Genomic DNA, 26,770 nt, shown 5'->3' on the forward strand with positions numbered 1-26,770 from the left:
GGGGTTCCTCACGTTGGTGCGCACGGCTCCCGCTAAGATGGGCACGTGGCGCAGATTCTGTGTGGCGCATTCCCTGCGTCACACAGTCAAATTTGAAGCATGGAGAAGCCGATGTCAACCGATTCCCCTCGTTCGAGTGGTGAGTGGAGCCGAGCCGAGCTGCTCGCGCGCATCGTCACCGAGAGCCAGCGGCACTACGCCGACTACTCGCTCTTCAACCAGGCCATGGCCGACCACGTCGGCCTACACCCCACCGACATGCAGTGCGTCGCCCTCCTCGACATGGAGCCAGACCCGGTAAGCACCGGCGACATCGCCCGCCTCACCGGCCTGACCTCGGGCTCCGCCACCCGCCTGGTCGACCGGCTGGTCAAGGCCGGCATCGTCGAACGGCAGGCCGACCCGCACGACCGCCGCCGCTCCCTCGTCGCGCTCACGTCCGAGGCCCGCGAACGGATCGGCGCGGCCTGGGACACCCCCGGCCGGGCCTTCGGCGCCGTACTGGACGGCTACTCCGACTCCGAACTCACCGTCATCGCCGACTACCTGCACCGCGCCGCCGAGGTCGGCCGCGCCCAGGCCAAGCGGCTGACCACAGAGAATCGGACCTGACCGGCCCCCGAACAGGGGCTTCCGAGGCGGGCATTCCGCGATTACGGTCGGCTCTACGGGCAACGGTGCGCGCCGGAGACACGGGAGGGTCGGCGTGCGGATGGAGGTTGTCCGCGTTGTCCGTGTCGCCTGTGTCGCCTGTGTCGCCCAAATCCACAGCCGGTTTCCGCGGGGTGTTCGCACTCGGCGGTCCCGCCCTGCCCGTCTTCGCGTTCCTCGCCCGGCTGCCCGCCGCGCTGTGCCCCATCGGAACGCTTCTGCTCATCAACGAACGCGACGGCATCGGCGACGCCGGCGCCGTCGCGGCCGCGCTCTGGCTCGGCCAGGCCCTCGGCGGCCCGGTCATCGGCCGGCTCGCCGACCGGCGCGGGCACCGCCCCGTGCTGCTCGCCGCCTGCGCCGCGAACGCCGCCGCTGCTGGCGGTGTCGGGGCTGTGGGGCGCCGCGTTCGCCGTCGCCGGAATCGGGCTGGCCGTGGCCCCGCACCTGATCGCGCTGTTCGGGCTCGTCGAGCGGGCGGGCCGGCGGAGCGGATGGGCGAGGCCATGACCGTAGTGGGCAGCGGCCTGATCGTCGGCCAGGCACTGGCCGCGGCGGCGGCCGGCCCGCTGGCGGGGGCGTACGGCTACCAGGCGGCCTTCGCGGTGTCGTGCGCGGCGGCGGCCGCCTCCGCCGTACTGGCATGGGCGGCCGCCGGGCAGGGGCCGCTGGTCAGCCCGGCGAGGACTCCATCGCCGCCAGCCCCTTCGCCAGCCCCGCCGCGTCCATCACCGGAGCCACCTCGATATCGGCGTTGAAGTTCAGGAAGAGTTCCTCCATCAGGGGCGGCATCATCGAGCTGTCCTGCAGGTCGAAGACGATCCAACAGGACCTGACACCCTCGTGGAGGCCGAAGTAGGCCGCCTCCGGCTTGAGCTTGTCCATGAGCTTCTTCATGGACTGGGGCAGGGCGCCGCTCTTGATGCCCTCGTTGCCGGCCGCGGTGTCCAGGTGGGCGCGGAGCATGACTCTCATGCGTGACTCCTTCCGTCAGGCCCACACTCGGCGGGGCCCCCGAACCCGGCAACATCTGCGCCGCCGTCCGGGGACCGCCACCCGCGCCGCCCCGACCTCGGAGAATCCCGGGTGCGGGCGAGCGGGCGCCGACGCTACAGTCCTCTTTTCACCTGGGGAGGGGAACGTCTGTGCGCATGACTCGACGTCGCGCGGTCTGGAGTTCGATCGCGGTCGCCGTGACCGCCGCCGTGGTCGTCACGAACGTCTGGGGAAACGCCCCGCGGTACGCCGCAGCCGACGATCTGCCGGAGTCTCTGGCCGCCGACGGGACGACCGTCCTGGTGGGCGCCCCGGACGCGAAGGTCACACTGCGCGTGTACGAGGACATGAGCTGCCCGTCCGCCCGCGAATACGAGACCGAGGGGGCCGGGCCGGGGATCCGGACGGCGGTCCTCAACGGGGAGATCAACACCGAGTACCGGCTGGCGAGCTTCTTGGACCGGGACAGCGGGGACAGCTCGAAGAAGGCCGCCAACGCGCTGCGGGCGGCCCTGGAACAGGGAAAGTTCGCGGCGTTCCACCAGGTGCTGTTCGCCAGCCCGGCGCCGCCCGGCGGATACACGGACGCGGTGCTGCTGGAGCGTGCGGGTGAGGTCAAGGGGCTGCGGGGGCACGCATTCGACTCGGCGGTGAAGGAGATGAAGTACGCGGCGTGGGTGACCGCTTCAGAGCGCGCCTACGAGGAGGCGGGGAACCCGGGGACCCCCACCGTCGAGGTCAACGGCCACCGGCTGAAGGACGAGGACAGGTGGGTGCTGTACGAGCCGGGCACCGTGCAGGCCATCGTCACCTACTACCGCTGACCCGACCGGCCCGCCTCAGCCCGTGGTTTCCGCGGTCTGAATCTGGAAGTTGAAGTCCGCGTGGCCCAGGGTGCCCATCAGGCGGAGCCACAGCGGGAGGACCATCTCCGGACCGCGGGCCGTTTCGATGCCGCCGAGGTCGAGGATGCGCGGGTCCGGCCAGCCGAAGGAGCGCAGCAGGGCCCGTACGGACTGCTTGGCGTCCGGGTCCTCGCCGGACAGGAACACGTTGTGGTCCCCCGGGACCCGCTCCGGCTCGACCATGATCCGGCAGTTCATGGTGTTCAGCGTCTTCACCACCCGCATCCCCGGGAACGTCCGCTGGATCAGCTCGCCCAGGCTGTCGTCGTTCACCACACCCAGTGGGGGCGGGAATCCCCGAGAGGAGTCCAGCGCGTTCGCGACGTCGATCAGGATCCTGCCGTCCAGGTCCGCCGCGCCCGCCTCCGTCAGCGCGGCCACGCTCACCAGCCCGCTCGTGGCGTTGACCAGCGTCTCGCCCTCCCGCGCGGCATCCGCGAAGGACGCCAGCGGGAGGTGCCCGTGGGAGAACTCGGGGCGCGCGCGGGTGACCTCGGGGTCCCGCGTGCCGACGACCACCTCGTGGCCCAGGGAGAGCAGGCGGGCGGCCACCGTACGGCCGACCATGCCCGTGCCCAGAACTGCGTAGCGCATGCTCACTTCCGATCCAGGATGCCGACGTCATAGAGGAGTTCGTAGCGCGAGGGGTCGTCCGGCAGGAACGAGTGGAGGCCCTCCTCGAAGAACACCGCCACAGCGTTCACGGCGATCACCAGCCCCAGGAACCACAACGTCAGCGTTCCCAGCGTCCGGTACGGCCCGGGCCCGGAGGTCGGGATGGCGCGGTCGGCCGTCGAGTGGGCGAAGGCCAGCACGATGCCGATCGCGACGGCCGAGGCCTGGAAGAGGATCCACGCCCATGCGTACAGGTGCAGGCCGAACACCTCGCTGCCGTAGCCCTTGTCGCCCGGCAGGATGTGCAGCATCATCTGCCGCCAGGACGCGAACGAGCCCGCGATCATCGCGACGAGGGCCAGGCCCCAGCCCATCATGTAGTCGCGGCCGGTCACCGCCCCGTCCGTCAGCGCCGTGCGGACGATGTACGCCGCGCCCATCGCCGCCAGCAGCATGAACATCCGCTGCACGATGCAGAGCGGGCACGGGTACTCCCAGAGCCCGAACTGGTAGAAGAGCCCGCCGCAGACCACGCCCGTCCACCCGATGGCGAACAAGCACGCGAACCAGTACTGCACCCGCCCCAGCAGCCCGCCCTCCAGCGGGGCCTCCGGGACGAGGTTGTTCAGCGCCGACAGTGTCATCAGTAGCTCAGGGTCAGGGCGAGGCCGCTGGTGATGTGGTGCGCCATCAGCAGGATCACGGCGACGAGCATGACCCACCAGGCCCCGAGCACGATCATCCGGGACGAGTCCCGGTACATCGCGATCAGCGTGGCGAGGAGGCCGCCGAAGATGAGGGTGTCCATGCCGCGGACCGTACCGAGACGCGGACATACCGGCCGCTAGGCGCGCCCCCGACTGCCGCCCGGTTACTTCAGTTGCCCGGTCGGCCGCCCCGTCGCGGCCGGTTGCCCCGCCCCGCCACGGCCCGTCGCCTCACCGCCGTCAGGCGCCCCGTCGCTTACGTCGGCGCCCGCGTGCACCCTCGGTCCCGCCCCGCGCGCGGTCGTCCAGGGCGATCCACACGCGGACCTCGGTCCCGCCGAGTACCGAGCGCCCCAGCCGCACATCGCCGCCCGTCGACTCCGCGACCCGCCGCACGATGTCCAGGCCGAGCCCCGTCGAGCCGTCCCGGCCGCCGTCGTTGCCGCGCCGCAGGGCCGCGTCCGGGTCGGCGATCCCGGGGCCCGCGTCCGAGACGAGCACGATGACCGCGTCCCCCGCGTCATGCACGTCCACCGCGAACGGGGTGGCCTCGGGGGTGTGCCGGAAGACGTTGCCGAGCATGGCGTCCAGGGCGGCCGCGAGCTCGGGCCGGGCCACGGGGATCCGCACCGGCCGCTCCACCCCCGCGAGCCGCACCTCGCGGCCCTCGTCCTCCGCGAGCGCCGACCAGAAGGCCATCCGGTCGCGGATCACCTCGGAGGCGTCGCAGCCGGCCCCCGCCCCGCCCATGGCGCCGGGGGCACGCTGTTCGCGGGCCGTACGGATGATCGTGTCGACCTCCCGTTCCAGCTGTTCCACCGCCGACCGGGTCTGCTCGGCGGCCGGCCCGTCCCCGAGCGAGGCCGTGTTGAGCCGCAGCACCGTCAGCGGCGTCCGCAGCCGGTGCGACAGGTCGGCGGCCAGCTCCCGCTCGTTGGCCAGGAGTTCCACCACCTGGTCCGCCATGGAGTTGAACGCGACGGCTGCCGAGCGGAGTTCCTTCGGCCCGTCCTCCGGAACCCGCGCCCCGAGCCGGCCCTCGCCCAGCTGGTGCGCGGCGTCCGCGAGCCGTTCGGCCGGCCGTACCAAGCGGGCGCCGAGCCGGTCCGCGACCGCCACCGAGCCCACGATCAGGGCCAGGCCCACGCCGGCGAGCACCAGCCAGGCGGTCGCGACGCCATTGCTGACCTCGCTCTCCGGTACGTAGATCTCGATGACCGCGATGTCCCCGGAACCGAGCGCGGTGGGCTGGAGCAGGGCCGAACCGCCACCCGCCACGGAGGCCGTGGTGGCCCGCCCGATCCGGCGGGTCTCGGCCACCGCGCGCTCGCCCACCCAGCCCTTGCCGATGTCCACGGGCGCGCGGTCACCCACCGCCGGCACGTGTACGGCCATCCGCCGGGCGGCGCCCATCTGCGTGGACTCCACCGCCTTGCGCAGCTGCGCCGGGTCCGTGGTGATGGACAGGGTCGGCCCCATCGTGGCGGCCTGCCGCTCGGCGTTGGAGAAGGCCCGGTCGCTGGCCATCTCCTGGACCACCAGCCCGAGCGGCACGGCGAAGGCCACGACCACCATGGCGGTGACCGCGAGACACACCTTGACCAGCGCCCACCTCATCGCGCACACCTCATCGCGCTCGCGCCCACCTCATCGCCGCTGCCTCACAGCGGCGGCTCCAGCTTGACCCCGACCCCCCGCAGCGTGTGCAGATAGCGGGGGCTCGCGGCCGTCTCGCCCAGTTTGCGGCGCAGCCAGGACAGGTGGACGTCGATGGTCTGGTCGTCCCCGTACGACTGCTGCCAGACCTCGGCGAGCAGCTCGCGCCGGGCCACGACCACCCCGGGCCGCCCGGCGAGGAAGGCCAGCAGGTCGAACTCCCGCCGCGTGAGGTCCAGCACGGCCCCGTCCAGCTCGGCCTGGCGCCGCAGCGGGTCGATGGCCAGCCCGCCGACGCGCAGCACACGCGAGGGCGGTTCGGCCGCGGCTGCTTGAGAGCGGCGCAGGACGGCGGCCATCCGGGCGGACAGGTGCTCCACGGAGAAAGGTTTGGTCAGGTAGTCGTCGGCGCCGTCGTTGAGCAGCCGGACGATCTCGGCCTCGTCGTCGCGCGCGGTCGCGATGATCACGGGCACGTCGGTGATGCCGCGCAGCATCTTCAGCGCCTCCGACCCGTCCAGGTCGGGCAGCCCGAGGTCGAGGATGACCACGTCGAAGCGGTGGTGGGCGACCTCGCGCAGGGCCTCCAGGGCCGTGCCGACGCTCCGCACGGTGTGGGAGGCCTCGGTCAGGTGCCGGATGAGGGCGGAACGTACGAACTGGTCGTCCTCGACCACGAGCACACTAGCCATGGCCGCACCGTAGTCCATTCGGGCGACCCCGAGGGGTGTCGGGCCACCTCTGGGGCGGGTGGTGCAGTATGTCCCCTGATGCGACGAGGACTTGTACATGCCATGGCGTGGACGCTGTCGACCGCGGCGGCCGTGACGCTGTCGTGGTGGGGCGTGCACACCGTCATGTCCGGTACCGCCTACGATCCTCCGCTCGCGGTTCCCCTCGCGACGCAGCCCCTGTCCTCCTCCACGCAGGGCTCGGATCCGCCGCCTTCCGCTTCCGCTTCCCCTTCCGGTTCCGCTTCGCCGTCGGCGTCGCCCGCTGGCAGCGCGTCCCCCTCCTCCCCCGCGAAGCCCTCGCAGAAGCCGTCGGCCGCGCCGCGCCCCAGCCGGCAGCAGGAGGAGGCGAGTCAGGGCGACGTCAAGGGGTACTCGGTCTCGGGCGGCCGGGTCGTCTTCGACCTCGGGGAGTCCTCGGCCGAGCTGGTCTCCGCGACCCCGGCGGCGGGCTGGCGGATGCAGCTGTGGAAGCAGGATTTCTGGATCCGGGTCACCTTCACCCGGGACGGCCGCGAGGTCTCGGTGTTCTGCACCTGGCACGACCATGCGCCGGTGGTGGAGATCGACGAACGGTAGCGCGGCCGGGCCGGTCGGCGACCGGGCACGCGTCCGCCTTGCCCACGTGGGGCGGCCCCCCTCTCCGGCTCGGCCGCGGAAGCCGACTGCCGCCCGTCCGCCCGTCCGCCCGGACCCGCCCTAACGGAACACCGACGGCGGCGGCTCCGGGGAGGGCGTCGCCGAGGCGTCGCCGACAGGGGCCGCGCCGCCCGCGAAGTCCGCGAGGGCCCGGCCGTGCTCGACCCGGCCGGGGTGCGGGTCACTGGCCACCCGGCGGGTGAACTCCGCGACGGGCAGTTCCCGGTCGGCAGCCACGAGTACCGCGTTGCCGAACCGTTTCCCCCGCCACACCACCGGGTCGGCGGCCAGCGCCAGATCCGTGAAGCGCGAGGCGGCCGTGGCGATCTGGCCCCGCAGATGCGCGAGCGGCGGACCGTCCGCGAGGTTGGCCACGTACCACCCGGTGGGCGCCAGGGCACGGCGTACGTCGTCCAGGAACTCGGTGCTCGTCAGGTGCGCCGGTGTGCGCGCGCCGCTGAACACGTCCGCGATCACCAGGTCGGCCCAGCCGTCCGGGATCTTGGCCAGGCCCGCCCGCGCGTCGACCGCCCGGACCCGGACCCGCGCCTGGGGGTCCAGCGGCAGGTGTTCCCGTACGAAGGCCACCAGACCGGCGTCGATCTCCACCACCTGCTGGGTCGAGCGGGGGCGGCCGGCGGCCGTGTAGCGGGCGAGGGTGAAGGCGCCACCGCCCAGGTGCACCACGTTCAAGGGCTGCCGGGCAGGCGCGGCGAGGTCGATCAGGTGGCCGATCCGCCGCTGGTACGCGAAGTCCAGGTACCCGGGGTCGTCGAGGTCGACGTGCGACTGCGGGGCCCCGTCGATCAGCAGGGTCCAGGCATTGGAGCGCTCCCGGTCCGGCGTCAGCTCCGCCCGGCCGCCGTCCACCTGCCCGACGACCGCCTCGGAGGTACCGCGTCCGCGCTGCCTGCTGTCCTTGCCCTTGCCCTTGCCTGCCACCACCCCATTGTGACTGGTCAACGCTGCGGAGGGGTCAGCGGCAGTTGTCCGCCGCCTCGATCAGCCGGGCCGCCTCGCCGAGCGCCGCACGCAGCACGTCCGGGTCGGTGACCGGCCCGACCGCCTCCGGCGGGAGCAGCCAGCCCGTACAGCCCGCGACGGGGGACGCGATGTCGGCGTCACCGAAGCGCATCCCGCGCCCGTTGGTCTGCGTACACGCGCTGCCCGGCAGGTCCCAGGCGTCGGCGGTGCCGGGCGGGACGAGGAAACCGAGGGTGTCGCCGGAGCCGTCGTGCAGCACCGGGCCGACGCCGGAGGCGGCTTGGCTGGCGGCCCGGCGGATGATGTCCACCGCCTCCAGTCCCTGGCGGGTGGGGACGGTGACCAGGTCCGGGGCGCCGGCCGGTGTCCCGACCAGTACCGGGGTGGCAACGCCCGGCCCGGGCGCGGTGTTCGTTCCAGTGCTCTCCATGAAAGGGAACCCCTCCTCGATCCGCGTACGAGCGCAGGAGACTGCGCCGGAGTCTGCGCTGGAGTTTGAGAGTCACCTCCCACTCCGCATGGGTTCAACGCACGGGAACGTCAACGGGTGCGGCGCAACGATGCCGCAAAGGATGGCAGTTCATGGCGGATCGCGGGTGAGATATCCGTTTTGTAGCTAAACACCGCATGCGCGCACCGTCGCTGGCGGTACGTTCATGCGCGCCGGGCCCCCGCGTCACATGTCGCAGCACCGGCGCTGCGTTCCTTGCCAGAGAGGCCACGTCCATGGCGGCGTCCCCCCACTCACCCAACCAGGCGTTCCGGCGGCTGCGCGCACAGCACTCACCGGCCGAGTTCGCCGCCATGGTGCGCCGGGCGGCTAGGGAGATCGGAGAAACGGTTTCCTGCGACGCCCGCTACATCGGCCGGGTCGAGTCCGGCGAGATCCGCTGTCCCAATTACGCGTACGAGCGGGTCTTCCTGCACATGTTCCCCGGCCTCACCCTGGCCGACCTGGGCTTCTCCCCGCGCGAGGCGGTCCGCGGCCGCTCCGCCCAGCGCCCGCCCGCGCCCCCCGTCTTCACCCACCTCACCCATCTCACCCACCGTTCCAAGGAGAGCGACGTGCTGCGTCGCGCGTTCATGGCGGGCGGCTCCGCGACCGTGGCGGCCGCGACACTGGGCCTCACCCTGCTCGGCGACAGCCGCCGCCTCCCCTCCCGCGCCGGCGAGTCCGAGGCCGCGGCCGTCGAGGACGCCGTACGCCAGATCCGGCTGCTGGACGACCGGCACGGGGCCGACGCCCTCTACCAGCGCGCCGCCGAACCACTGCGCACCGCCTACGCACTGCTGGACGCGGGGGCCACCCGGCAGTCCACCGAGGACCGGTTGCACGCGGGCGCCGGCGAACTGGCCGTCTCGGTCGGCTGGCTGGCCCACGACTCGGGCCGCTTCGAGGACGCCCGCTCGCACTACGCCGAGGCGCTGGCCACGGCCCGGGTCGCGGGGGACGCCGGTCTGGAGGCGCACGCCTTCAGCAACATGGCCTTCCTGGCCCGGGACTGCGGGCGCCCCCGCGAGGCGGTACGGGCGGCCCAGGCGGGCCGGCGCGCCGCCCGCTCCCTCGGTTCCCCGCGGCTGCTCTCGCTGCTGGCCCTGCGGGAGGCGGGCGGCTGGGCGGGGCTGGCGGACCGCAGGGCCTGCGAGGAGGCGCTGACCCGGGCGCACACGGACTTCTCCCGGGGCGACGCGGCCGCGGACCCCGAGTGGATGTCCTTCTTCGGCGAGGCCGAACTGGAGTCCCTGGAAGCGCGTTGCTGGGCGGCGCTCGGGGAGCACGCCCGCGCGGCCCGGCACGCCCGCCGCGCCGCGGACCTCCAGGACCCGCACTTCGCCCGGAACGTGGCCCTCTACACCGCCGAGCTCGCCGACAACCTGGCCCGCGCGGGCGCCCCCGACGAGGCCGCCTGGGCGGGCGGCCGCGTCCTGGACCTGCTCACCGAGGTCCAGTCCACCCGGATCGAGTCCATGCTGTCCGCGACGGCCCGCACCCTGGTCCCCCACCAGCGTTCACCCCGCGTCGGCGCGTTCCTGTCCCGTCAGGCAGCCGTCTGACGGGAGCCGTCGGCGGGCGTGTCCGCCGGAGCGCCGGGCGGGCCCAGGCGGCGCGCCCCCCGTAAGGGCTGCCCGGCAGGGCTACGCGTCCAGGTGTCCGGTGTCGTTCCAGCGCTCCAGCGCCGGGGCTCCGTATGCCCAGCCCAGCACCGAGAGGGAGGTCGGCTCCAGTCGGATGCGGGCGCCGAAGGAGACGTCGAAGCCGAGCCAGCGGGCCGCCAGGGTGCGCAGGATGTGGCCGTGGGCGAAGACCAGGACATCACGCTCGGCCGAGCGGGCCCAGCCGATCACCTCGTCCGCGCGGGCGCCGATGTCGGCGATCGATTCGCCGCCGGGGACGCCGTCGCGCCAGATGAGCCAGCCGGGGCGGACCGCCTGGATCTCTGCCGGGGTCATGCCCTCGTAGTCGCCGTAGTCCCACTCCATCAGCGCGTCCCACGGCTCCGCCTGGCCGCCGAAGCCGGCCAGGTCGCAGCTCTCGCTCGCGCGGACCAGCGGGCTGGTGCGGACCTCGACACCGGGCAGGCCGTTCCACGGTTCGCGGGCCAGCCGCTCGCCGAGCAGCTTCGCGCCCCGCTTGCCCTCCTCCAGCAGGGGCACGTCCGTGCGTCCGGTGTGCTTGCCGAGCTGGGACCACGCCGTCTGGCCGTGGCGGGCCAGCAGGATGCGGGGGGCCATGTGAATTTCTCCCGGTCCATGGGGGTTCGCACGTTTATACGGCGATTCCGTCGTCCGTACATCATCCATCACACCGGTGGCGGACAGCCCGCCCCGGTCCCGGAAATCGGCGCAGGAACAGCCGGTTTCCCTGGTAAGTCCACGATTGTCAGTGGCGGATGGGACACTTCCGCCCGTGAGCTCCTACCCGCGCAGCGGTCCGCAGCCGAAGACCCCGCAGCCGACGTCCCCGCAGCCGACGTCCCCGCGGCCGACGACACTGCAGCCGACGACACTGCGGCAGCGGCTCGCCGATCTGCGCGGCCCCGCCGTGCCGCCGCGCCCGCTCGACGCACGGGCGCTGGCGGCGCTCGCCGCCAACCCCGGCTGCGGCAGACGCGCCCTGCTCGACGGCGCCGGCGTGGACAAGACGGCGCTCGCCGCGGCCCTCGGCTCGCCCCCCGCCTTCGGGCAGTCGCAGTTCGCGATCATCCGCGGGAACTCCTTCGAGGCCAAGGTCAAGGGCGACGGCGGAACGGAGCTGCTGCGCCTGGTGTACGAGCGCCTCGGCGCCGGTGCCGAGCCGCCCGGGCCGGCCGCCCGCGTCCCGGATCTGACCGCCGCCGGGCCCGAGGGCCGCGCCGCCCGCACCGCGCTCGCGCTGCGCGAGGCGACGGCAGCGGGGGCCGCCGACGGCGCGTGGACCCTGCTGGACCACCCGATGCTGGCCCTGGAGGTCGCGGGCACCCCCGCGTACCTGGAGCCGGATGCCGTCGTGGTGCATCCCGACGGCCGCTGGACCGTCGTGGAGATCAAGTCGTTCCCGATGATCGATGGGGCCGCCGACGCCGCGAAGGTGGGCGCCGCCGCCCGGCAGGCCGCCGTCTACGTACTGGCACTGGAGAAGACGGCCGGGAAGGTGGAGGGGGCCGCCGTCGGGCACCAGGTGCTGCTGGTCTGCCCCAAGGACTTCTCCAACCTGCCCACCGCCGCCGTGGTCGACGTCCGCCGCGAGCGCTCGGTCACCCGGCGCCAGCTTGACCGGCTGACCCGGGTCGAGGAGCTGGCCGCCGCCCTGCCCGAGGGGCTCAGCTTCGATCCCGCCAAGCCGGCCGAGGAGCTGACCGAGGCGGTGTCCGCCGTCTCCGCCGCCTACGCCCCCGAGTGCCTGGCCGCCTGCGAGCTGGCCTTCCACTGCCGGGACCGGGCCCGCGCCGCCGACGAGGTGACCGCGCTGGGCCGTTCCGTACGGGGTGAGCTGGGCGCGCTGACCACCGTCGAGGCGGCTCTCGCGGCGGCCGCCGGGGGCGGTTCCCCCGAGGACCCGACCGCGGCCGCGCTGCACCGGGCGGCCCGGCTGCGCGCGGAGGCGCTGGAGCAGGCCCCCGCCCGCATCCACCGGGAGGAGGCCGGATGTCCCTGCTGACCACCCTGGCCCGGCTGGAGGCCGTCCGCGCGGGGAAGGCGCAGCCGCTGGCGACCGTACGGCACCGGCATCTGAGCGAGAACCCGCTGGTCTTCGTACCCCTGACGACGGCGGGTGAGGCCGGGGCTCCGCTGGGGGCGATGGTCGGCACCGACCCCCACGATCCGCGGATCCTCGTCATACCGCAGCCGCGCGACCGGGACCTGCGCTGGGAGTTCCTGGCGGACCTGGCGAAGCGCGTGATGCCGTACATCGACGAGTACGCCGATGTCGTCGAGCCGGTCGAGCGGACCGAGACCGACCCGGAGACCGGCAAGCGGGTCAAGGTGGAGGCCGAGCTGTGCGTGGACGCGCCGCAGCTGATCGTGCCGAGCCGGGCGGGCATCGAGTACGTCCGCCTGCTGGGGCGGTCGATGCGGTTCCGGCGGACCGCCGAGGAGGATCCGGATAACCCCTACCCGGCGCCCGCCCAGGTGCCGCTGCTGGGGCGCTGGTTCACGCACCTCGGCGAGCGCTCCCGGGTGCCCGGTTCCTCGATGCTGCTGTCGGCGACGGATCTGCTGTCCCGGCACTGGGCGACCGGCCAGAGCAACCTGGAGGACCAGCACCTGCGCGCGCTGCTGGAGTGGATCGACCCGGCGGAGGGGCAGTCCGGGGCCGAGCGGGCGCTGGCCGTGGAGCTCGGCCGCGACGGGAACGGCCAGTTGCTGGTCCCGCCGGCCGGCCCCGCCACCGATCCGGCGTTCGACAACAAGCTGCTGGCCCCGGCCATCGCGAAGTTCGACGCGGCGCGGGCGGCCGGGCCCCGGGAGGGGGACGGGGGCGGCGACGCGGAGGGGGACGGCGACCGGATGCGGTTCGCCGAGCAGGCGATCCGGCGGCTGGTCGTGGAGCAGATGTCGAGCACCTGGTGGGCGGTGTGGCACGCGCTGGACCTGCTGCGCGAGCTGCCGCCCGGGGAGCGGGCCGAGGAGCGCTGGACCCGCGACCGCTGGTCCTACACCGGCCACCGGGACCGGGTCCGCGCGGGCGAGCCCCCGCAGCCACGCCGCGACGACGCGGTGACGGCGGCGCAGAAGCTGGCGACGCGGGAGACCGAGCAGGTGCGCCTGGACGCGCAGGAGGCCCTCGACGACCCGCTGGTGATGGCGGGCCGGCGGCTCGTGGGCGAGGCCTTCGCCGGCGAGGTCACCGAGGTGGTCATGGAGTGGACACAGTCCAAGCGGCCGAGCCCGCGCCCGCTGGTGACGGTGGCGACGGAGGACCGGCCGCAGCTCGCGGACGGGGGCGGCGGGAAGGTGTTCCGTTCGCTGGACGGGCGCCCGCAGGCCGCCGAGTTCGTGTGCTGGGAGGAGGACGGGCAACTGGTGCTGCGGCTGCTGGACAAGATGGGCCGCGGCCGGGAACCGGAGGAGGGTTCGGTGCCGGAGAAGGGCGACCGGGTGTGCTGGACGCTGTTCGAGCACGACGCGCGCGGCGGCCCGAAGCTGCCCGACCCGGAGCAGACCCCGTGGACGCACGGCGGGCCGCCCGGACACCTGTCCGCCGCCCGGATGCCCGATGCCGCGCCCGACCCCGTGACCGCTGAGGACGTGCTGTGACCGCGACTGCCTCCGCCGCCGCCTTCGACCCGGGCGCGGCCGCCGACCGGGCGACGTCCGCGATCCTGCACGACACCCTGCACGGGACGGAGCGGGGCGTGGTCGTCGATTCCCCGCCCGGGGCCGGCAAGTCCACGCTCGTGGTCCGGGCGGCCCGGGAGCTGGCCGCGGCGGGGCGCCGGCTGATGGTGGTCGCGCAGACCAACGCGCAGGTCGACGACCTGGTGCTGCGGCTGCACGGCAAGGACCCTGGGCTGAAGGTCGGCAGGCTGCACAGCAGCGAGGGGGACGCGTACGACCCGGCGCTGCGCGAGCTGCCCTCCGTCACCCTCTCGGCCAAGCCGGGGGACCTCGCCGAGCTGCCGATCACCATCTCCACGGCCGCGAAGTGGGCCTACGTCAAGGACGCGGAGCCCTGGGAGCACGCCATCGTGGACGAGGCGTACCAGATGCGCTCGGACGCGCTGCTGGCCGTGGCCGGGCTGTTCGAGCGGGCGCTGTTCGTGGGCGACCCGGGGCAGCTGGACCCGTTCAGCGTGGTCGGCGCGGAGCAGTGGGCCGGGCTGTCCTACGACCCTTCGGCGTCGGCGGTGACCACCCTGCTGGCGCACAACCCGCAGCTGCCGCAGCACCGGCTGCCGGTGTCCTGGCGGCTCCCGGCGACGGCCGCGCCGCTGGTCTCCCGCGCCTTCTACCCGTACACGCAGTTCCGCAGCGGCACGGGCCCGGGCGAGCGGCGGCTGTCGTACGGGGTCGCGGGCGACGGCTCTGGCCCGGACCGGGTGCTGGACGAGGCCGCCGAGTCGGGCTGGGGCCTGCTGGAGCTGCCCGCCCGGCACACCCCGCGCACCGACCCGGAGGCGGTGCGGGCGGTGGCCCTGGTGGTCCGCCGCGCCCTGGACCGGGGCGCCGTCACCGCCGACGAGCAGTCGCCCGGGCCCATCCCGCTGACCCCGGACCGGATCGCCGTCGGCACCGCGCACCGCGACCAGGCGGCCGCCGTCCGCGCGGCACTGGTCTCGCTCGGGGTCACCGGGGTCACGGTGGACACCGCGAACCGGCTCCAGGGGCGCGAGTACGACCTCACGGTGGTGCTGCACCCGCTGTCGGGCCGCCCGGACGCGACGGCCTTCCACCTGGAGACGGGGCGGCTGTGCGTGCTGGCCTCCCGGCACCGGCACGCCTGCGTGGTGGTGGCCCGGGCGGGCATAGCGGAGCTGCTGGACGACCACCCGTCGACGGAACCGGTCCAGCTGGGGGTGACGGTGAAGTTCCCGGACGGCTGGGAGGCGATGATGGCCACGTGGGATTTCTGGTCCAACCACCGCGTCTCGTGGCGGCCGTAGGGCAGCGCTGCCCTCAGGGCCCGGTCACTTCGTCCATGAGCATCCGCAGCGTCAGAGAGTGCTTCTCGGGTGGCAGAGCAGCCAAGGCGGCCCGTGCATGCGCTGCTCCACCTGCCCGGTCACCGGACCGAGCCAGCATCAGACCCCGGTGCATCTCCAGGTGCGTACGGAAGCGAGGAAGCGTTTCGGGAAGCTCTCGAAGGGCTTCCTCCTGTGCGCTGACGGCTCCCTTCTCGTCACCGAGTCGGGCCAGCAGCAGCGACAGGAAGACGTTCATCCGCCACCAGGGAACGGCGTAGTCCGAGGTCTGTTCGTACGACCCTGCCCCGTCGAAGATGCGTCGCCCGTGGTCGGCAAGCTTCAGAGCCTCGTCCCGGTCGCCTCGGAGTGCTGCGGCGTGAGCCTTGCCCATCACGGCGTTGAGCAACCCCAGGGAGGGACGTCCCCCTATGACCAGGGCCTGATCGGCAAGCACATCGGCAACGCCCAGGGAAGCCCCTTCATAGCCCAGAGCGATGGCCGCCCGGCCCCGGACCCACACTCTCGCTTCGTCGTCGCCGGACTCGTCTGCGGCCTTCGCGGCCATGCGGTACCAGTGCACCGCCTTCGATCCGTCCGATCCCGGAAAGGTCTTGGCGTACAAGGTCATGAGGCGGGAAGCGACAGACCAGAGCCGACGGTTCTCCAGTTGCTGTTGAACAACGACCAGTTCGCCGGACACCCGGCGCTGGATGTCAGCCGCTCCCAGCGACATGTACTCGGTGCCGTAGGTCGCCAGCTTGCCTTCCCAGGCGTCCGCTGTCGGGCCACCTTGCAGCCGCGCAGCGAACCCCTTGGACAAGAGATCCGAGGCAACCACAGGAGCTATGGAAGCTCCCGCAACATCCGTGAGGAACTGACGTCGGTCCACTTCACCTTCCAGGACAGCTAGGGGCACGTCCAGAACACCGGACAGTGCAGCGAGATAGAAACCGCCGGGCCGGATCTTCGAGCGCTCCCAGTTGCTGACGTACTCCCGGGAGAGTGCCGTCCCGTGCGCCTTGTTGATCTCAGAGGCCAGCCGCCCCTGGCTCCATCCGCGAGCCTTCCGCAGGTCCCTGATCAGCTCCCCTACGTCCATGCCCCCACCCTGCCACTACAGGCGCCACTAGACGACCAAATTCCCTACCGATGAGGCCACTTCGCACTAGGAATCACACTAGGCCGCGCCGGTGATCGGCGGGACGATCACCGACACCAGTGGGCGACTTGAATGGGGTGCAGCATGACCGGCACAACGACAAGGCAGTGGCACCGGGTTCCGCAACGCGATCCCTTCCCGAAGCCTGACCCCAAGCCGGCTCCCAACTGTGCCGTCTGCGCCGCCCTGGGCAAACAGCGGACGGAGCACTACCAGCTACGGGACTTGTCCGGAGTGGTGGACTGCAACGTAGAGATCCGCCAGCACCCGCACGGTCAGGCTGCCCGGTGATGCGCACCACGTTCCGATACGTCGAGCACGCCATTCGCCACGCCCCCGAGGGCGGAGTTACTTGGGAGCTCTTCTGTACCGCCGTCGACTGCGGAGCCGACTCTGGTCCACAGGAAGAACAGGAGACCGCCCAGGACTGGGCCTTACGACACTCCGGCCGGACGGGCCATGAACTGTTCCGCCGGCTGGCTAGCGACCATGCACGAGTGACCCGCACCTAGGGTTCTCCAAGGTGCCTGTAGAGGGTGGACCTGGACACTCCGAGAGCCTTGGCAATGGCACTGACGCTCTCCCCCTTGGCCTTCCGGACCTTGGCCACCGCGGGCCCACATGATCATCCGTGGGTGGTGCGTTGATCCCTTGAGCCCGCCACGGTTTCTGAGATCGACTGCCGTCGTCACGGTGCGCTACACCTCGGGGGTATCGCACGGGTCGGCCCGGACGGGAACCGCACGGAGAGCCACCCTCCAATCCAGTACGGGTTTCGGAGAGCCGCGAGCCACCCTGCGGGCCCTTCTCCGGCCCATTACCCCAGGGGGCGGGGCCGACGAGCCTCCCTTGAGTACTCTCCACTCGACCCTGTGATCCCCATCCCACTTGCTTCGCGGCTTGTCCGGGATGCCTCAAGAGGACACGTACCTTATTTATGCGGTTGGTTATATATTACTACCAGTATCTAAGTGGCGGGAAGGGGCCCTGCCTTAGCAGAGGCCCAGGCCTCAGCTAAGAGGCACTAACCCTCGACTGAGTAATCTCCAACTCCAGCACCTCCTTGAAGGCTTTCAAGGCTTCAAGATTCCACGCTTCTTCGTCACTCGGCTCAACAGATCCAGCCAGAGCATCACTCGCCCTCTCGGCGACATCATGCGGCGAGATGACATAGACAGCCACATCTCGCCCCTTTTCCTTGGGGTGCCCCCAGACAAAGAGCCGAAATCCAGCTTCACGAAGGAAGGGTCCCTGTTCCTTCCAGCCTGCCATTTTTGACCACTTCTCGGCGTAGGTCTGGCCAGTGCTGGTGACCTCCCAACGCCCTGGCACAAAGGGTTCAGCCATCAGCGCTTCGAGGTTGGCCGCGTGCCGCTCCATCGTGCCGGTCAGGGAAGAAACAACAACAGGGGAAGCGGCCAATGCGATAGATTGCGACAGATTTCCGATGGCGCGCTCAAGCTCCTGGATCTGCTTCCTGTTGTCCCTACCCGGAACATACTGACGTTCCATGATTTCGTCATTGCCCAACTTGGCAAGGAATGCATGCTCCGCCATGGCGTAGAGCTCATCCTGAGGCCAGGAGACGGAGAACTCACACGCCTTGCCGTTGGACCACGAGGAGCAGCGGAAGTACTTGTGGGGCCGGATCTCTCCCGTGTTCAACTTTCCGACCGAGCTGTTCTCGTACATCTTCTTGCCGCACGGACAGTGGAGAACACCTGCCATGGGAGATGCGTTGGACTTGATGCCGGCACGATGCTGACCGAGGGCGGTAACGGCCACCTGCAACTTGGTGAATTCATCATCGCTGAGGATTGGGTCTGCCCATCGCACAGGAATGCCGTCACGAAGAAGCGGCTCACCCTTATGCATGGCGATTCCTTGAAGGATCGGCTTCTTCAGAATCTTCCCCAAGGTGGAGGTGGTCCACCGAGTTCCCTTTATGGCCGTCTTGACGCCACCCTTTTTCTCGCCGGCATTCACGCTCCGCTGGTAATCCTGCGACGTAAGGACACCCCGCTTGTTCCAGTCCTCACAGAGGCGGCTCATGCTCCACCCCTGGACACCGATCCGCTCGTACGCCTCACGGATCAGGGGTCCCGTCACTGGGTCGATGACCAGCTTGTAGCGCTGCCTGCCCTGGTACTCCGTCAGCACCGGGCGGTAACCGAAGGGCCAAGTCCCGCCACCCCACAGGGATTCATCACGGTAGTACTGAGTCTGATTCCGGCGTTTCTGCACGATGGCTTCCCGGTACTCCTGCGCTTGCGTCGCCTTGATGTAAGCGATCATCCGGCCATTGCCGGGGGTGATGTCCAAGGAAGGATCATCGAGACAGATGACGTCCTTTCCTCCCTGGTAGCACTTGTCAGCAAACATCTCCCAGTGGGTCTGATTCCGAGTGATGCGGTCGAGGGACGTGACCGTAGTCCCCATCTACTTCCGATGAGGCTACATGGTGATCCTGTTTTCCGAGGGCTGGGAGGCCAACCACTCGGTACTCGCCCACCTCGCGGAGCACCGGGTGAGCTGGAGGCCGTAGCCCTGGCCGGACCGCCGGGCCTGTCCCTCGCCGGCCATGCGTGGGTTCCAGCCCGTCCCCGGGCACTCTTGCGCGGCGTTGGACAATGGACGGTGGCCCGGAAGGTCAGCACGCAGACAAGCAGGAGGACACGCATGGCAGAGCCCGAGCGGACCGAGCGGAAGCTGCGGCCCGCGCCGCTGCTCTTCGAGCCCTCGGAAGCCGCCACGGACCCGGAGCACTTCTTCGACCTGGAGTCCATCGAGGACCCGGGCGAGCTGCTGGACCGCGCCACGGAGCTGGCGCTGGCGTTTCGGGCCGCGCAGGACCGGGCCGTGGAGTTCCAGGCTCTGGCGGCGGCGCAGCTGGCGGACCCGCGGCGGTTCGACCGGCTCTCCGAGGCCGAGATCGCCGAGCGGGCGGAATGGACCGAGGACTACGCCCGCAAGATGATCGAATTCGGCGAGGACCTCCAGCGCGGCGCCGGACCCGAGGCCTTGTAGAGGGCAAGCGGCATATGCGGGGCGCAACATACTCCAGGCACACCCGCCCTGTCCCGGTTTTCGGTAACTCCGCGGAACGACTGCGTCACGCCCGGTAGACCTTGGCATATGACGACCCTGACCGGCTGCCCCGCCCTCGACGTCCGCAACACCGCCCCCGCGACGCACGTCACCCCGCAGGGCGCCGCCTGGCTCGCCTCCGCGGCCGCCCATCCCCGCAGCACCCTCGCGCTGTGGCAGGCCCGGCCCACCGCCCCCGCCGTACTGCCCTGCGGCACGGCCTTCGACGTCGTCAACGTCCCGCTCGTCCTCGGGCGCCGCATGCTGGACCTGCTGTGGGCCGAGGGGCCCGGCTCCGGTCCGGCCGCCGTGCACCGCGGCCGGGTACTGCTCTTCGCCACTCCGGGCACGGCCCACCGGCTGCCCGCCCTGCTGGCGTGGGAGGAGTGGAAGAAGCCCGTCGCGGCGCCGCTCTGTCACGGCCTCGGCGACGCCGTCACCGTACCGCCGCTGGCCGCCGACCCCGGGCCGTCGCGCTGGCTGGTGGCCCCCGACGCCCGGGAGCCCTGGCTGCCCGGGCCCGAGGCGCTGCTCTGGGCCTTCGTCCGCGCCGCCCGAGCTGCGGATATCGATTTTTCGTTCCGCCGGTCCGGATGCTAATGTCTACGACGTCAGCAGGCGCCGCTAGCTCAGTTGGTTAGAGCAGCTGACTCTTAATCAGCGGGTCCGGGGTTCGAGTCCCTGGCGGCGCACAGACGGTCGAAGGCCCCCCACGCGAGTGGGGGGCCTTCTTCGTGTCCCGGAGGCCTTCTTCGTGCCCCGTAAGCCGGCTACGTCGTGACCTTGACCGTGTACGCGCCCGACTGGGTCCGGTCCGCCACCTCGATCGTGATCCGCTCCCCCGGCACCGTGTACGTCTCCCCCACCCCCAGCGGCGCGTCCGCCAGCGGCGGGTACACCGAGCGGTCCCAGCACGCCTCGGTGTCCGGATGCGCGTCCAGCACCTCGATCGGCCCGCCGCCCGAGGCCGCCTCGTTGCGAACCCGGTAGACCAGGACCCCCTCCGTGCAGGTGTCCCCGTCGTTGCCGGCGGACCCCCTGGCCTCGATGGCGATAGCGCTGCCGGGGCCGGTACGGACCACCGCGAGCCGGGTCCCGCCGGTTCCGCCGCTCGGCACGCCCTCCGCCAGCGGCTGGAGGGTGTGCAGCGAGGAGCCGGACTGCACGCAGTCCACCTGCGAGGGGTCCAGCCAGCCCAGCTTCCACTTGTGCCAGGCGAACAGGTCCGGGGCCATCCCGAACTGGCTGCCCATGACGTCCCAGTCCCCGACGTGGGTGTCCCAGTCGCCCTTGCCGTCCGTCGGCCGGTGGTAGAGGTCGGGCAGGTCGAAGACGTGCCCGGTCTCGTGGGCCAGCACATTGCGGTCCGGCGGGTGCTGCTCGAAGACGGTGACGATCCGGCGCAGGTCGATGCCGTCGGCGCGGATGGGCCGGTCGAAGTTGACGACCTTGGTCGCGTCGGAGTCCACGCCGGGCGCGTCCGGGTCGGCGACGAAGTACACGATGTCGTACTTGCTGAAGTCCACTTCCGGGTCGGCGCTCGCGACCGCGTCCCGGAGGTAGGCGGCCCGGTCCGCGGGGGCCCAGTCGCGCTGTATCCCGTACGCGGTGGACGGCCTGGGCATCCGGATCCACCGCTTCTGCGGGTGCGGGAGAAGGTGGAACCGCCCGTAGGAGGCCCGCTCGAAGAAGTCGCTGGTCGCCGGGAAGTAGTCGCCGGTGAGTTCCTCGGGCGTGAGGGCGGTGCGGTGGTCGGGGAAGGAGAGGAAGACCATGACCGCGTTGAGGGTGCGCTCGGGCTTGGGGTAGGCGCGGTTCCAGGTGTCCAGACCCAGGGAGTGGTGCGCCGCGGTGCGGGTCAGTACGCAGGGTCCGGATCCGGAATCGGCCACTGCGGGCCCCGCGACGAGCGACATGGCGGCGAGCGCCGCCAGGGAGGTGACCCCTGCCGCCGTGCTTCGCAAGCGGGAGCGGTCCACTCCCCCGGGTGTCTGCTGTCGCGGCACATCGACCTCCGGTGGTGGATTCGTACCTTTCTAGCCACCTTGAGGCGATTGTCTTATTAATGCCATGTTCCGCTGCCCCACACGGGTGAGCGATACGGCAAGCCGGTGACCCCTGGGCTTCACGCGCCACCTACAGAACGTCACGACCGATCACGTGAGATCAGCGGCGACCACCGCATGCTCACAGCCGCGCAGAAACGGTCGCCCGGCGATCGGCGGACGAACCGTCATCACGGCGTCATCCCGCCGAAGTACCGTCCCCCCACCCGGCGACGCCGCTGGATAGGCCGTACGGCAGCCTCTATGATCGGCACACTTTCCTGCACGGACACTCACGAGCACTGCGGGAGCCAACGGTGAGCGGAACCTCAGAGGGAACCGGTTCGGCGGCCGACAGCATCCGATCGGCCATCACGGAGCGTCACCCGACAGTGTCGGTGGCGGCAACTCCGTCCCGGGCCGAGTCCGAACTGCGCGACTACCGGGCCGCTTTCAACGCGGCCCATCTCGCGATGGCCGTCGTCGACCGGGAGGGATACGTCGTCGCCGCCAACCAGGCCCTCGCCGGACTGCTGGGCAGCGAGCCGCACTCGCTCGTCGAGCAGCGTGCCGCGGACCTGGTGGACCTGGCCGCGGAGGCCCGTACCTGGCAGGCCTACCAGGAGGTGCTGCGCGGCCGGCAGGCCCGGCTGCGCTGCACCCGCCGGCTCAAACACCCCGACGGGCACTCCCTGTGGACCGAGGTCACCGTCGGACCCGTGCCCGGGACCGGCGACGTCCTGCTGTCCGTCGCCGATATCAGCGACCGGCGCGACCTCCAGGCCCGGCTGCGGCACCTCCAGATGCACGACCCGGTGACCCGGCTGCCCAACCGGGCCCTGTTCTTCGAGCGGCTCTCCGCCGCCCTGGAGGCCTCCTCCTACGAGGAGGGCGGCACCGGCCGGATCGGCCTGTGCTATCTGGACCTCGACGGGTTCAAGGCGGTCAACGACACCCTGGGCCACCGCGTCGGCGACCGGCTGCTGACCGCCGTCGCGGCCCGGCTGACCCAGTGCGCCGACCAGTCCGGCTACGGGCGCACGGGCGGGCACCTGGTCGCGCGGCTCGGCGGCGACGAGTTCGCCCTGCTGGTCGAGGAATCCACCGGCACCGAGCAGCTCGCGGATCTGGCGCGGAGCGTACTGACCGCCGTACAGGAGCCGTTCGACCTGGCCGGGCAGCGGCTGTCGGTCTCCGCGTCGATCGGCGTGGTGGAGCGGGCGGCGGCGGACACCTCTGCGACCGCGCTGATGCAGGCCGCTGACACCACCCTGTACTGGGCGAAAGCGGACGGCAAGGCCCGCTGGACCCTCTTCGACCCGGAGCGCAACGCGCACCGCATGACCCGCCAGGCGCTCTCGTCCACCCTGCGGCCGGCCGTGGAGCGGGGGGAGTTCGAGCTGGAGTACCAGCCGCTCGTGGACCTGGAGAGCGGGGTGGTGCGCGGGGTCGAGGCCCTGGTGCGGTGGAACCACCCGCAGTTCGGGACCTTGACGCCGAATCGGTTCATCGGAATTGCGGAAGAGGACGGCTCCATCGTCCAGCTGGGTCAGTGGGTGCTGCGTACCGCCTGCCGGCAGGCCCGGCGCTGGCAGATCGAGCAGCCCAGCGACGCCCCGGTCTTCGTGTCCGTCAACGTCGCGGTGCGCCAGGTCTGGGACTCGGACCTGGTGGGTGACGTGGCGGAGATCCTGGCCGACACCGGGCTCGCGCCGCAGCTGCTGCAACTGGAGCTCACGGAGTCGGCGGTGATGGGCTCCGCGGGCCGGCCCCTGCAGGCGCTCCAGGCCCTGAGCGACATGGGCGTGCGGATCGCCATCGACGACTTCGGCACCGGGTACTCGAACCTCGCGTACCTGAGCCGGCTGCCGGTCTCGGTGCTGAAACTGGACGGCTCCTTCGTCCGGGGCTTCCGCTACGAGGAGGGCACCCATCCGAACCCGGCCGACGAAACGATCGTGGAGGCCCTGGTCCAGCTCGCGCACCGGCTGGGCCTGACGGTGACGGCGGAGTGCGTGGAGACCGCCGGCCAGGCGGCCCGGCTGCGCCGCGTCGGCTGCGACACGGGCCAGGGCTGGCTCTACTCCCGCGCGGTGGCCCCCGAACGGATCGCCGAGATGATCGGAACCCGCCCGGGGACCCTCGCGTAGGGCGGCGGCGGTTGTTGGAGAGACAGCCGCTGGAGAGACAGCCGCTGAGAGACAGCCGCCCCCGCACCCTGGATGGGGGCGGGGGCGGCCGTCGCTCGGCGCGGGGTGGGGGGAGATCAGCAGGCGCCGAGGTCCTTCCAGACACCCCATTCACCCGTCGTGCCGGGCTCCTCGTTCTGCGTCCACCACTGGGCCTTCCACTTGTGGCCCTTGTGCGAGACCTCGTTGCCGCCGGTGTAGACGGTGCCCGCGATGTACGCCGGCGCCGTGCAGCCCGTGGTGGGCGTGGCCGTCGGGGTCGCGGTGGGCGTGGAGGTCGGGGTCGCGGTGGGCGTGGCCGTCGGGGTGACCGGCGGCTGGGTGCTGCCGCCGAGGGCGTCCGAGATCTGGTTGAGCAGCGTTGCCTTGTCGTCCAGGCCGAGCAGGGAGTACATCATCGCGCCGGCCAGGCCGCGCTGCTTGCCGTAGTCCACTCTGGCCTGGATGGACTTCTGGTTGAGGCCGGTGAAGAACTCGCCGTCCTTGTAGAAGTACGAGGCCTTGGCCTGGTCGTCCCAGTAGGTCGTCGCCGCGTTGTCGACGATCCCGCCGAGCTCCTTGTAGTTGGCGATGCCGGCCTGCTGGCTGGTGGGCCGGGCGGCGGAGGGGCCGGTCGCCGTCTGGGCGAGGCCGCTGGTGGTCCCGGCCGGGACTCCCTTCCAGCCGCGGTAGTAGAACTCGTACCCGAGCGTCAGCTTGCTGGCGGGGAAGCCGCCCGCGATGCCGTAGGCCGCGTTGCCGTCGAGCCAGGAGTCGATGGCGTTCTTGATGCTGTACTTCTCGGTGCCCGGCGCGATCGGGTCGGTCGGGTCGGCCGCCGAGGGCAGCAGCGGGGACTGGTGGTACGTAGGCCCGTCGCCGTCCCAGGCGCCGTGCATGTCGTACGTCATGATGTTCGCGTAGTCGAGGTACGCGCCGATCTTGTCCGTCTCGATGTACTTGATCTTGTCCTGGCCGGCCGGGAGCGCCGAGGTCAGCAGGTACTTCTTGCCGCCGTTGGCCGCGCCGTACGCGTCGAGCTGGGTACGGAACTCCTTGAGCAGGAGTGTGAAGTTCTGCTTGTCCTCGGGGGCGTAGTGGTTGCCCAGGTGGCCGCCCGGCGAACCCGGGTACTCCCAGTCGATGTCGATGCCGTCGAAGACGCCGGCCGCGGTGCCCGCGCCGCCGTAGCCGCCCTCGACCGGCAGGTTGCCCTTGATGTACTGGTCGATGCAGGAGGACACGAGCTTCTTGCGGGAGGCGTCGGTCTTCGCCGCGTCGCTGAAGTACTTGGAGTACGTCCAGCCGCCGATCGAGATGTTGATCTTCAGGTGCGGGTACTTGGCCTTCAGCTGCTTGAACTGGTTGAAGACGCCGACGATCGGCTGGCCCCACTTGTCGGCGACCCCGCTGACGCTGTCCGCCGCACTGAAGGACTTCTGGTAGTCGGCGTACGAGTCGCCCGCGCCGTCACCGGCACTGGCGTTGTTGTCGTCGCCCGCCGCCTTGTTCGCCTCGAAACAGGTGAGGTCGGTGGGGTGGATGTTGCCGAACGAGTAGTTGATGACGTCCAGCTTGCCCGCTATTCCGCGGGTGTCGAGGTGCTTGGGATAGAAGGCGTTCCCGTACACGCTCCACTGGTCGTAGTAGGCGATCCGGACGCCGCCGGCAGCGGCGGCCGCGGTGACCTGGGTGTCGGCGGCCTGGGCGGTACCGAGCCCCGCGAAGGAGGCCAGCGCTCCGGCTGCCAGCGCGCCCGTGGCGGCTGCCGCGATGAGGGGTTTACGGATGTGCATGAACTGTCTCCGTGGGGGTGGGAGGGGAAAGCGAGAGTTCGGGTGGGAGAAGTGATAGCGATCGCTCCACACCCGAGTCAATGGTTTGGACCAAAGAAGGACTAGACCACTCGCGGAAGAAATCCCCTTGTCAGAGACCTGAGCTGACGTAGGAAACCGCTCGCCACCCCGGGTGACGAGCGATTTAAGGCTGCCTTCAGGCACTCCCTCGCAAGGTTTCGGCAACAAACCAGCCGAACCCCGTTCGCACTCGGTCAACCAGCCGCGGGACCCGCCTCCGGCATCCCGTACGCATCTGCGACGAGTCCGTAGGAGCGCAACCGGGCGGCGCCGCTGTGGGCGTTGGCGGTCAGCATCAGCTCGTCGGCGCCCGTCCGCCCGGCCAGGTCGTCGAGTCCGGCGCGGACCTCGTCGGGCGTGCCGTGCACGATGTTCGCGAGCCAGCCGTCCACGAACTCCCGCTCCAGCGGGGAGTACGGGTACGCCGCCGCCTCCTCGGGCGTCGGGACCAGCCCGGGCCGTCCGGTGCGCAGCCGCAGCATCGACAGCGCGCCCGTGAGGACCTGGGCGCGGGCCTCCTCCGCCGTGTCGGCGGCGAGCGCCGCTACCCCGATGACGGCGTACGGGGCATCCAGTACGGCCGAGGGGCGGAAGGTCTGCCGGTAGAGGTCCAGGGCGGGCAGGGTGCCGGCCGCCGAGAAGTGGTGGGCGTACGCGAAGGGCAGACCCAGCTCGCCGGCGAGGCGCGCACTGAACCCGGAGGACCCGAGCAGCCACAGCGGCGGCCGCCCGGCCGGGCCCTGCACGGGGCCGGGCACGGCGTGCACGCGGGAGTACGGATGCCCGTCGGGGAAGTCGTCGTCGAGGAAGCGGGTCAGCTCCGAGAGCCGCCGGGGGAACTCGTCCGCGGCCTCGTCGAGGCGCCCGGGCCCGCGCAGCGCGGCGGCGGTGCCCCCGTCGGTGCCGGGGGCGCGGCCCAGCCCGAGGTCGATCCGGCCCGGGGCGAGCGCCTCCAGGGTGCCGAACTGCTCCGCGACGGCGAGCGGGGCGTGGTTGGGCAGCATGACCCCGCCCGAGCCGAGCCGTATCCGGGAGGTGTGGGCGGCGAGGTGGGCCAGGATCACGGCCGGGGAGGAGCTGGCGACCCCGGGCATGGAGTGGTGCTCGGCGACCCAGTGGCGGTGGTAGCCGCGGGACTCGGCGAGCCGGGCGATGTCCACACTGGTACGCAGGGACGCATGGGCGGTACTGCCGGCGCCGACGGTGACGAGGTCCAGCACGGACAGCGGTACCGGGGCCCGGCCCCGGGCGGTCCCGCGGACCGGGTCACCGCCGGCCGCCGCCCCTCCTGCCCCGGCGACTGTCCCGGCGCCTGCCCCAGCGACCGCCCCCGCGACCGTCCCTCCGGCCTCGCCCTCGGCCGCCCCTTCGCCCGCGGTCCGGCCGGCGTCCCCGGTGTCACTCATCGTCGCTCCCGTCACATTCGGCGTCCGTACGAAGAAGTCGAACCGTGGGGCGTCGCCGG

The 26,770-nt window shown here is 71.5% G+C and carries 25 protein-coding genes, 1 tRNA gene and 1 pseudogene; 12 read left to right on the forward strand and 15 right to left on the reverse strand.

The window, feature by feature from the left end:
• Positions 1 to 111: 111 nt before the first annotated feature.
• The gene (locus tag J7I97_RS06705) at positions 112 to 612 is read left to right on the forward strand and encodes a MarR family winged helix-turn-helix transcriptional regulator (RefSeq protein ID WP_214931634.1); all 501 of its coding nucleotides are present in this window, start codon (positions 112 to 114) and stop codon (positions 610 to 612) included.
• A gap of 423 nt (positions 613 to 1,035) precedes the next feature.
• On the forward strand, positions 1,036 to 1,161 hold the full coding sequence (locus tag J7I97_RS39480) for a hypothetical protein (protein ID WP_285441012.1): 126 nt from the start codon (positions 1,036 to 1,038) through the stop codon (positions 1,159 to 1,161).
• 162 nt (positions 1,162 to 1,323) lie between these two features.
• Here J7I97_RS39480 and J7I97_RS06710 read toward each other — a convergent pair whose 3' ends face one another.
• Positions 1,324 to 1,626 (reverse strand): hypothetical protein, encoded by a 303-nt coding sequence (locus J7I97_RS06710; RefSeq protein WP_214931635.1) that lies wholly within the window; start codon positions 1,624 to 1,626, stop codon positions 1,324 to 1,326.
• 176 nt (positions 1,627 to 1,802) lie between these two features.
• Between J7I97_RS06710 and J7I97_RS06715 the strand changes: the two genes are divergently transcribed.
• Positions 1,803 to 2,471, forward strand: coding sequence for a thioredoxin domain-containing protein (locus J7I97_RS06715; RefSeq protein WP_214931637.1), 669 nt, complete (start codon positions 1,803 to 1,805; stop codon positions 2,469 to 2,471).
• Positions 2,472 to 2,486: 15 nt separating this feature from the next.
• Here J7I97_RS06715 and J7I97_RS06720 read toward each other — a convergent pair whose 3' ends face one another.
• The 5 genes from J7I97_RS06720 to J7I97_RS06740 all read right to left on the reverse strand — a co-directional run bounded on the left by J7I97_RS06720 (position 2,487) and on the right by J7I97_RS06740 (position 6,222).
• On the reverse strand, positions 2,487 to 3,146 hold the full coding sequence (locus J7I97_RS06720; RefSeq protein ID WP_214931639.1) for an NADPH-dependent F420 reductase: 660 nt from the start codon (positions 3,144 to 3,146) through the stop codon (positions 2,487 to 2,489).
• 2 nt (positions 3,147 to 3,148) lie between these two features.
• Positions 3,149 to 3,811, reverse strand: a complete 663-nt coding sequence (locus J7I97_RS06725) for a disulfide bond formation protein B (protein ID WP_214931641.1) — start codon at positions 3,809 to 3,811, stop codon at positions 3,149 to 3,151.
• On the reverse strand, positions 3,811 to 3,975 hold the full coding sequence (locus J7I97_RS06730; protein WP_214931643.1) for a DUF5993 family protein: 165 nt from the start codon (positions 3,973 to 3,975) through the stop codon (positions 3,811 to 3,813). The genes J7I97_RS06725 and J7I97_RS06730 overlap by 1 nt, the downstream gene beginning before the upstream one ends.
• A 139-nt stretch (positions 3,976 to 4,114) precedes the next feature.
• Positions 4,115 to 5,491, reverse strand: a complete 1,377-nt coding sequence (locus tag J7I97_RS06735) for a HAMP domain-containing sensor histidine kinase (RefSeq protein ID WP_214931645.1) — start codon at positions 5,489 to 5,491, stop codon at positions 4,115 to 4,117.
• Between the two features lie 44 nt (positions 5,492 to 5,535).
• Positions 5,536 to 6,222: a response regulator transcription factor gene (locus J7I97_RS06740; RefSeq protein WP_214931646.1), complete on the reverse strand. Its 687-nt coding sequence runs from the start codon at positions 6,220 to 6,222 to the stop codon at positions 5,536 to 5,538.
• Between the two features lie 102 nt (positions 6,223 to 6,324).
• Between J7I97_RS06740 and J7I97_RS06745 the strand changes: the two genes are divergently transcribed.
• On the forward strand, positions 6,325 to 6,840 hold the full coding sequence (locus J7I97_RS06745; protein ID WP_251058548.1) for a hypothetical protein: 516 nt from the start codon (positions 6,325 to 6,327) through the stop codon (positions 6,838 to 6,840).
• Between the two features lie 120 nt (positions 6,841 to 6,960).
• Here the strand turns inward: J7I97_RS06745 and J7I97_RS06750 are convergent, their stop codons facing one another.
• Both J7I97_RS06750 and J7I97_RS06755 read right to left on the reverse strand, forming a co-directional pair.
• A complete protein-coding gene (locus J7I97_RS06750; RefSeq protein ID WP_214931650.1) occupies positions 6,961 to 7,842 on the reverse strand; it encodes a fused MFS/spermidine synthase in 882 nt (293 codons plus the stop codon).
• A 34-nt stretch (positions 7,843 to 7,876) separates the two neighbouring features.
• Complete coding sequence (locus J7I97_RS06755; protein WP_214931652.1) at positions 7,877 to 8,314, reverse strand: hypothetical protein; 438 nt, start codon at positions 8,312 to 8,314, stop codon at positions 7,877 to 7,879.
• A 296-nt stretch (positions 8,315 to 8,610) separates the two neighbouring features.
• Here J7I97_RS06755 and J7I97_RS06760 point away from each other — a divergent pair, with 296 nt between their 5' ends.
• The gene (locus J7I97_RS06760; protein ID WP_214931654.1) at positions 8,611 to 9,939 is read left to right on the forward strand and encodes a tetratricopeptide repeat protein; all 1,329 of its coding nucleotides are present in this window, start codon (positions 8,611 to 8,613) and stop codon (positions 9,937 to 9,939) included.
• An 81-nt stretch (positions 9,940 to 10,020) separates the two neighbouring features.
• On the opposite strand, the gene J7I97_RS06765 is transcribed toward J7I97_RS06760, so the two are convergent.
• Complete coding sequence (locus tag J7I97_RS06765; protein ID WP_214931656.1) at positions 10,021 to 10,617, reverse strand: histidine phosphatase family protein; 597 nt, start codon at positions 10,615 to 10,617, stop codon at positions 10,021 to 10,023.
• Between the two features lie 175 nt (positions 10,618 to 10,792).
• Here J7I97_RS06765 and J7I97_RS06770 point away from each other — a divergent pair, with 175 nt between their 5' ends.
• Genes J7I97_RS06770 through J7I97_RS06780 form a run of 3 tightly spaced genes read left to right on the forward strand, consistent with a single transcriptional unit; the run spans position 10,793 to position 14,969 of the window.
• Positions 10,793 to 12,022 carry a hypothetical protein gene (locus J7I97_RS06770; protein ID WP_214931658.1) on the forward strand — a complete coding sequence of 410 codons (1,230 nt, stop codon included), beginning with the start codon at positions 10,793 to 10,795 and terminating at the stop codon, positions 12,020 to 12,022.
• The gene (locus J7I97_RS06775) at positions 12,010 to 13,623 is read left to right on the forward strand and encodes a hypothetical protein (RefSeq protein ID WP_214931660.1); all 1,614 of its coding nucleotides are present in this window, start codon (positions 12,010 to 12,012) and stop codon (positions 13,621 to 13,623) included. Before J7I97_RS06770 ends, J7I97_RS06775 begins: the two co-directional genes overlap by 13 nt.
• Positions 13,620 to 14,969, forward strand: a complete 1,350-nt coding sequence (locus J7I97_RS06780) for an AAA domain-containing protein (protein WP_214931662.1) — start codon at positions 13,620 to 13,622, stop codon at positions 14,967 to 14,969. Before J7I97_RS06775 ends, J7I97_RS06780 begins: the two co-directional genes overlap by 4 nt.
• A gap of 13 nt (positions 14,970 to 14,982) precedes the next feature.
• Here the strand turns inward: J7I97_RS06780 and J7I97_RS06785 are convergent, their stop codons facing one another.
• The 3 genes from J7I97_RS06785 to J7I97_RS06795 all read right to left on the reverse strand — a co-directional run bounded on the left by J7I97_RS06785 (position 14,983) and on the right by J7I97_RS06795 (position 18,588).
• Positions 14,983 to 16,089: a helix-turn-helix domain-containing protein gene (locus J7I97_RS06785; protein WP_214931664.1), complete on the reverse strand. Its 1,107-nt coding sequence runs from the start codon at positions 16,087 to 16,089 to the stop codon at positions 14,983 to 14,985.
• A 568-nt stretch (positions 16,090 to 16,657) separates the two neighbouring features.
• Positions 16,658 to 16,759, reverse strand: a complete 102-nt coding sequence (locus tag J7I97_RS38175; RefSeq protein WP_308364648.1) for a helix-turn-helix domain-containing protein — start codon at positions 16,757 to 16,759, stop codon at positions 16,658 to 16,660.
• A 404-nt stretch (positions 16,760 to 17,163) separates the two neighbouring features.
• Positions 17,164 to 18,588, reverse strand: coding sequence for a recombinase family protein (locus J7I97_RS06795; RefSeq protein WP_214931666.1), 1,425 nt, complete (start codon positions 18,586 to 18,588; stop codon positions 17,164 to 17,166).
• A gap of 240 nt (positions 18,589 to 18,828) precedes the next feature.
• Here J7I97_RS06795 and J7I97_RS06800 point away from each other — a divergent pair, with 240 nt between their 5' ends.
• From J7I97_RS06800 to J7I97_RS06810, 3 genes and pseudogenes are all read left to right on the forward strand, one after another.
• Complete coding sequence (locus J7I97_RS06800; RefSeq protein ID WP_214931668.1) at positions 18,829 to 19,176, forward strand: hypothetical protein; 348 nt, start codon at positions 18,829 to 18,831, stop codon at positions 19,174 to 19,176.
• Between the two features lie 108 nt (positions 19,177 to 19,284).
• Positions 19,285 to 19,864 (forward strand): annotated as a pseudogene (locus J7I97_RS06805) (bifunctional DNA primase/polymerase).
• A tRNA-Lys gene (locus J7I97_RS06810) sits at positions 19,855 to 19,928 on the forward strand. Before J7I97_RS06805 ends, J7I97_RS06810 begins: the two are co-directional and overlap by 10 nt.
• A gap of 78 nt (positions 19,929 to 20,006) precedes the next feature.
• Here the strand turns inward: J7I97_RS06810 and J7I97_RS06815 are convergent.
• Positions 20,007 to 21,242 (reverse strand): M6 family metalloprotease domain-containing protein, encoded by a 1,236-nt coding sequence (locus tag J7I97_RS06815; protein ID WP_214931670.1) that lies wholly within the window; start codon positions 21,240 to 21,242, stop codon positions 20,007 to 20,009.
• A 320-nt stretch (positions 21,243 to 21,562) separates the two neighbouring features.
• Between J7I97_RS06815 and J7I97_RS06820 the strand changes: the two genes are divergently transcribed.
• Entirely contained in the window at positions 21,563 to 23,431 is a 1,869-nt protein-coding gene (locus tag J7I97_RS06820) for an EAL domain-containing protein (RefSeq protein WP_214931734.1), read from the forward strand.
• A gap of 116 nt (positions 23,432 to 23,547) precedes the next feature.
• Here the strand turns inward: J7I97_RS06820 and J7I97_RS06825 are convergent, their stop codons facing one another.
• Together J7I97_RS06825 and J7I97_RS06830 are read right to left on the reverse strand one after the other, a co-directional pair.
• Positions 23,548 to 25,245, reverse strand: coding sequence for a glycosyl hydrolase family 18 protein (locus tag J7I97_RS06825; RefSeq protein ID WP_214931672.1), 1,698 nt, complete (start codon positions 25,243 to 25,245; stop codon positions 23,548 to 23,550).
• A gap of 254 nt (positions 25,246 to 25,499) precedes the next feature.
• Positions 25,500 to 26,711, reverse strand: a complete 1,212-nt coding sequence (locus J7I97_RS06830; protein WP_214931674.1) for an LLM class flavin-dependent oxidoreductase — start codon at positions 26,709 to 26,711, stop codon at positions 25,500 to 25,502.
• Between the last annotated feature and the right edge of the window lie 59 nt (positions 26,712 to 26,770).

The sequence above is a fragment of the Streptomyces sp. ISL-87 genome, assembly GCF_018614095.1.
Lineage (GTDB): Bacteria > Actinomycetota > Actinomycetes > Streptomycetales > Streptomycetaceae > Streptomyces.

Bases quoted from the DNA above. Each gene is read 5' to 3' on its own strand.
- J7I97_RS06705 (WP_214931634.1), top strand. From the start codon at position 112: ATGTCAACCGATTCCCCTCGTTCGAGTGGTGAGTGGAGCCGAGCCGAG.
- J7I97_RS06710 (WP_214931635.1), bottom strand. From the start codon at position 1,626: ATGAGAGTCATGCTCCGCGCCCACCTGGACACCGCGGCCGGCAACGAG.
- J7I97_RS06715 (WP_214931637.1), top strand. From the start codon at position 1,803: ATGACTCGACGTCGCGCGGTCTGGAGTTCGATCGCGGTCGCCGTGACC.
- J7I97_RS06720 (WP_214931639.1), bottom strand. From the start codon at position 3,146: ATGCGCTACGCAGTTCTGGGCACGGGCATGGTCGGCCGTACGGTGGCC.
- J7I97_RS06725 (WP_214931641.1), bottom strand. From the start codon at position 3,811: ATGACACTGTCGGCGCTGAACAACCTCGTCCCGGAGGCCCCGCTGGAG.
- J7I97_RS06730 (WP_214931643.1), bottom strand. From the start codon at position 3,975: ATGGACACCCTCATCTTCGGCGGCCTCCTCGCCACGCTGATCGCGATG.
- J7I97_RS06735 (WP_214931645.1), bottom strand. From the start codon at position 5,491: ATGAGGTGGGCGCTGGTCAAGGTGTGTCTCGCGGTCACCGCCATGGTG.
- J7I97_RS06740 (WP_214931646.1), bottom strand. From the start codon at position 6,222: ATGGCTAGTGTGCTCGTGGTCGAGGACGACCAGTTCGTACGTTCCGCC.
- J7I97_RS06745 (WP_251058548.1), top strand. From the start codon at position 6,325: ATGGCGTGGACGCTGTCGACCGCGGCGGCCGTGACGCTGTCGTGGTGG.
- J7I97_RS06755 (WP_214931652.1), bottom strand. From the start codon at position 8,314: ATGGAGAGCACTGGAACGAACACCGCGCCCGGGCCGGGCGTTGCCACC.
- J7I97_RS06760 (WP_214931654.1), top strand. From the start codon at position 8,611: ATGGCGGCGTCCCCCCACTCACCCAACCAGGCGTTCCGGCGGCTGCGC.
- J7I97_RS06765 (WP_214931656.1), bottom strand. From the start codon at position 10,617: ATGGCCCCCCGCATCCTGCTGGCCCGCCACGGCCAGACGGCGTGGTCC.
- J7I97_RS06775 (WP_214931660.1), top strand. From the start codon at position 12,010: ATGTCCCTGCTGACCACCCTGGCCCGGCTGGAGGCCGTCCGCGCGGGG.
- J7I97_RS06785 (WP_214931664.1), bottom strand. From the start codon at position 16,089: ATGGACGTAGGGGAGCTGATCAGGGACCTGCGGAAGGCTCGCGGATGG.
- J7I97_RS06795 (WP_214931666.1), bottom strand. From the start codon at position 18,588: ATGGGGACTACGGTCACGTCCCTCGACCGCATCACTCGGAATCAGACC.
- J7I97_RS06800 (WP_214931668.1), top strand. From the start codon at position 18,829: ATGGCAGAGCCCGAGCGGACCGAGCGGAAGCTGCGGCCCGCGCCGCTG.
- J7I97_RS06825 (WP_214931672.1), bottom strand. From the start codon at position 25,245: ATGCACATCCGTAAACCCCTCATCGCGGCAGCCGCCACGGGCGCGCTG.
- J7I97_RS06830 (WP_214931674.1), bottom strand. From the start codon at position 26,711: ATGAGTGACACCGGGGACGCCGGCCGGACCGCGGGCGAAGGGGCGGCC.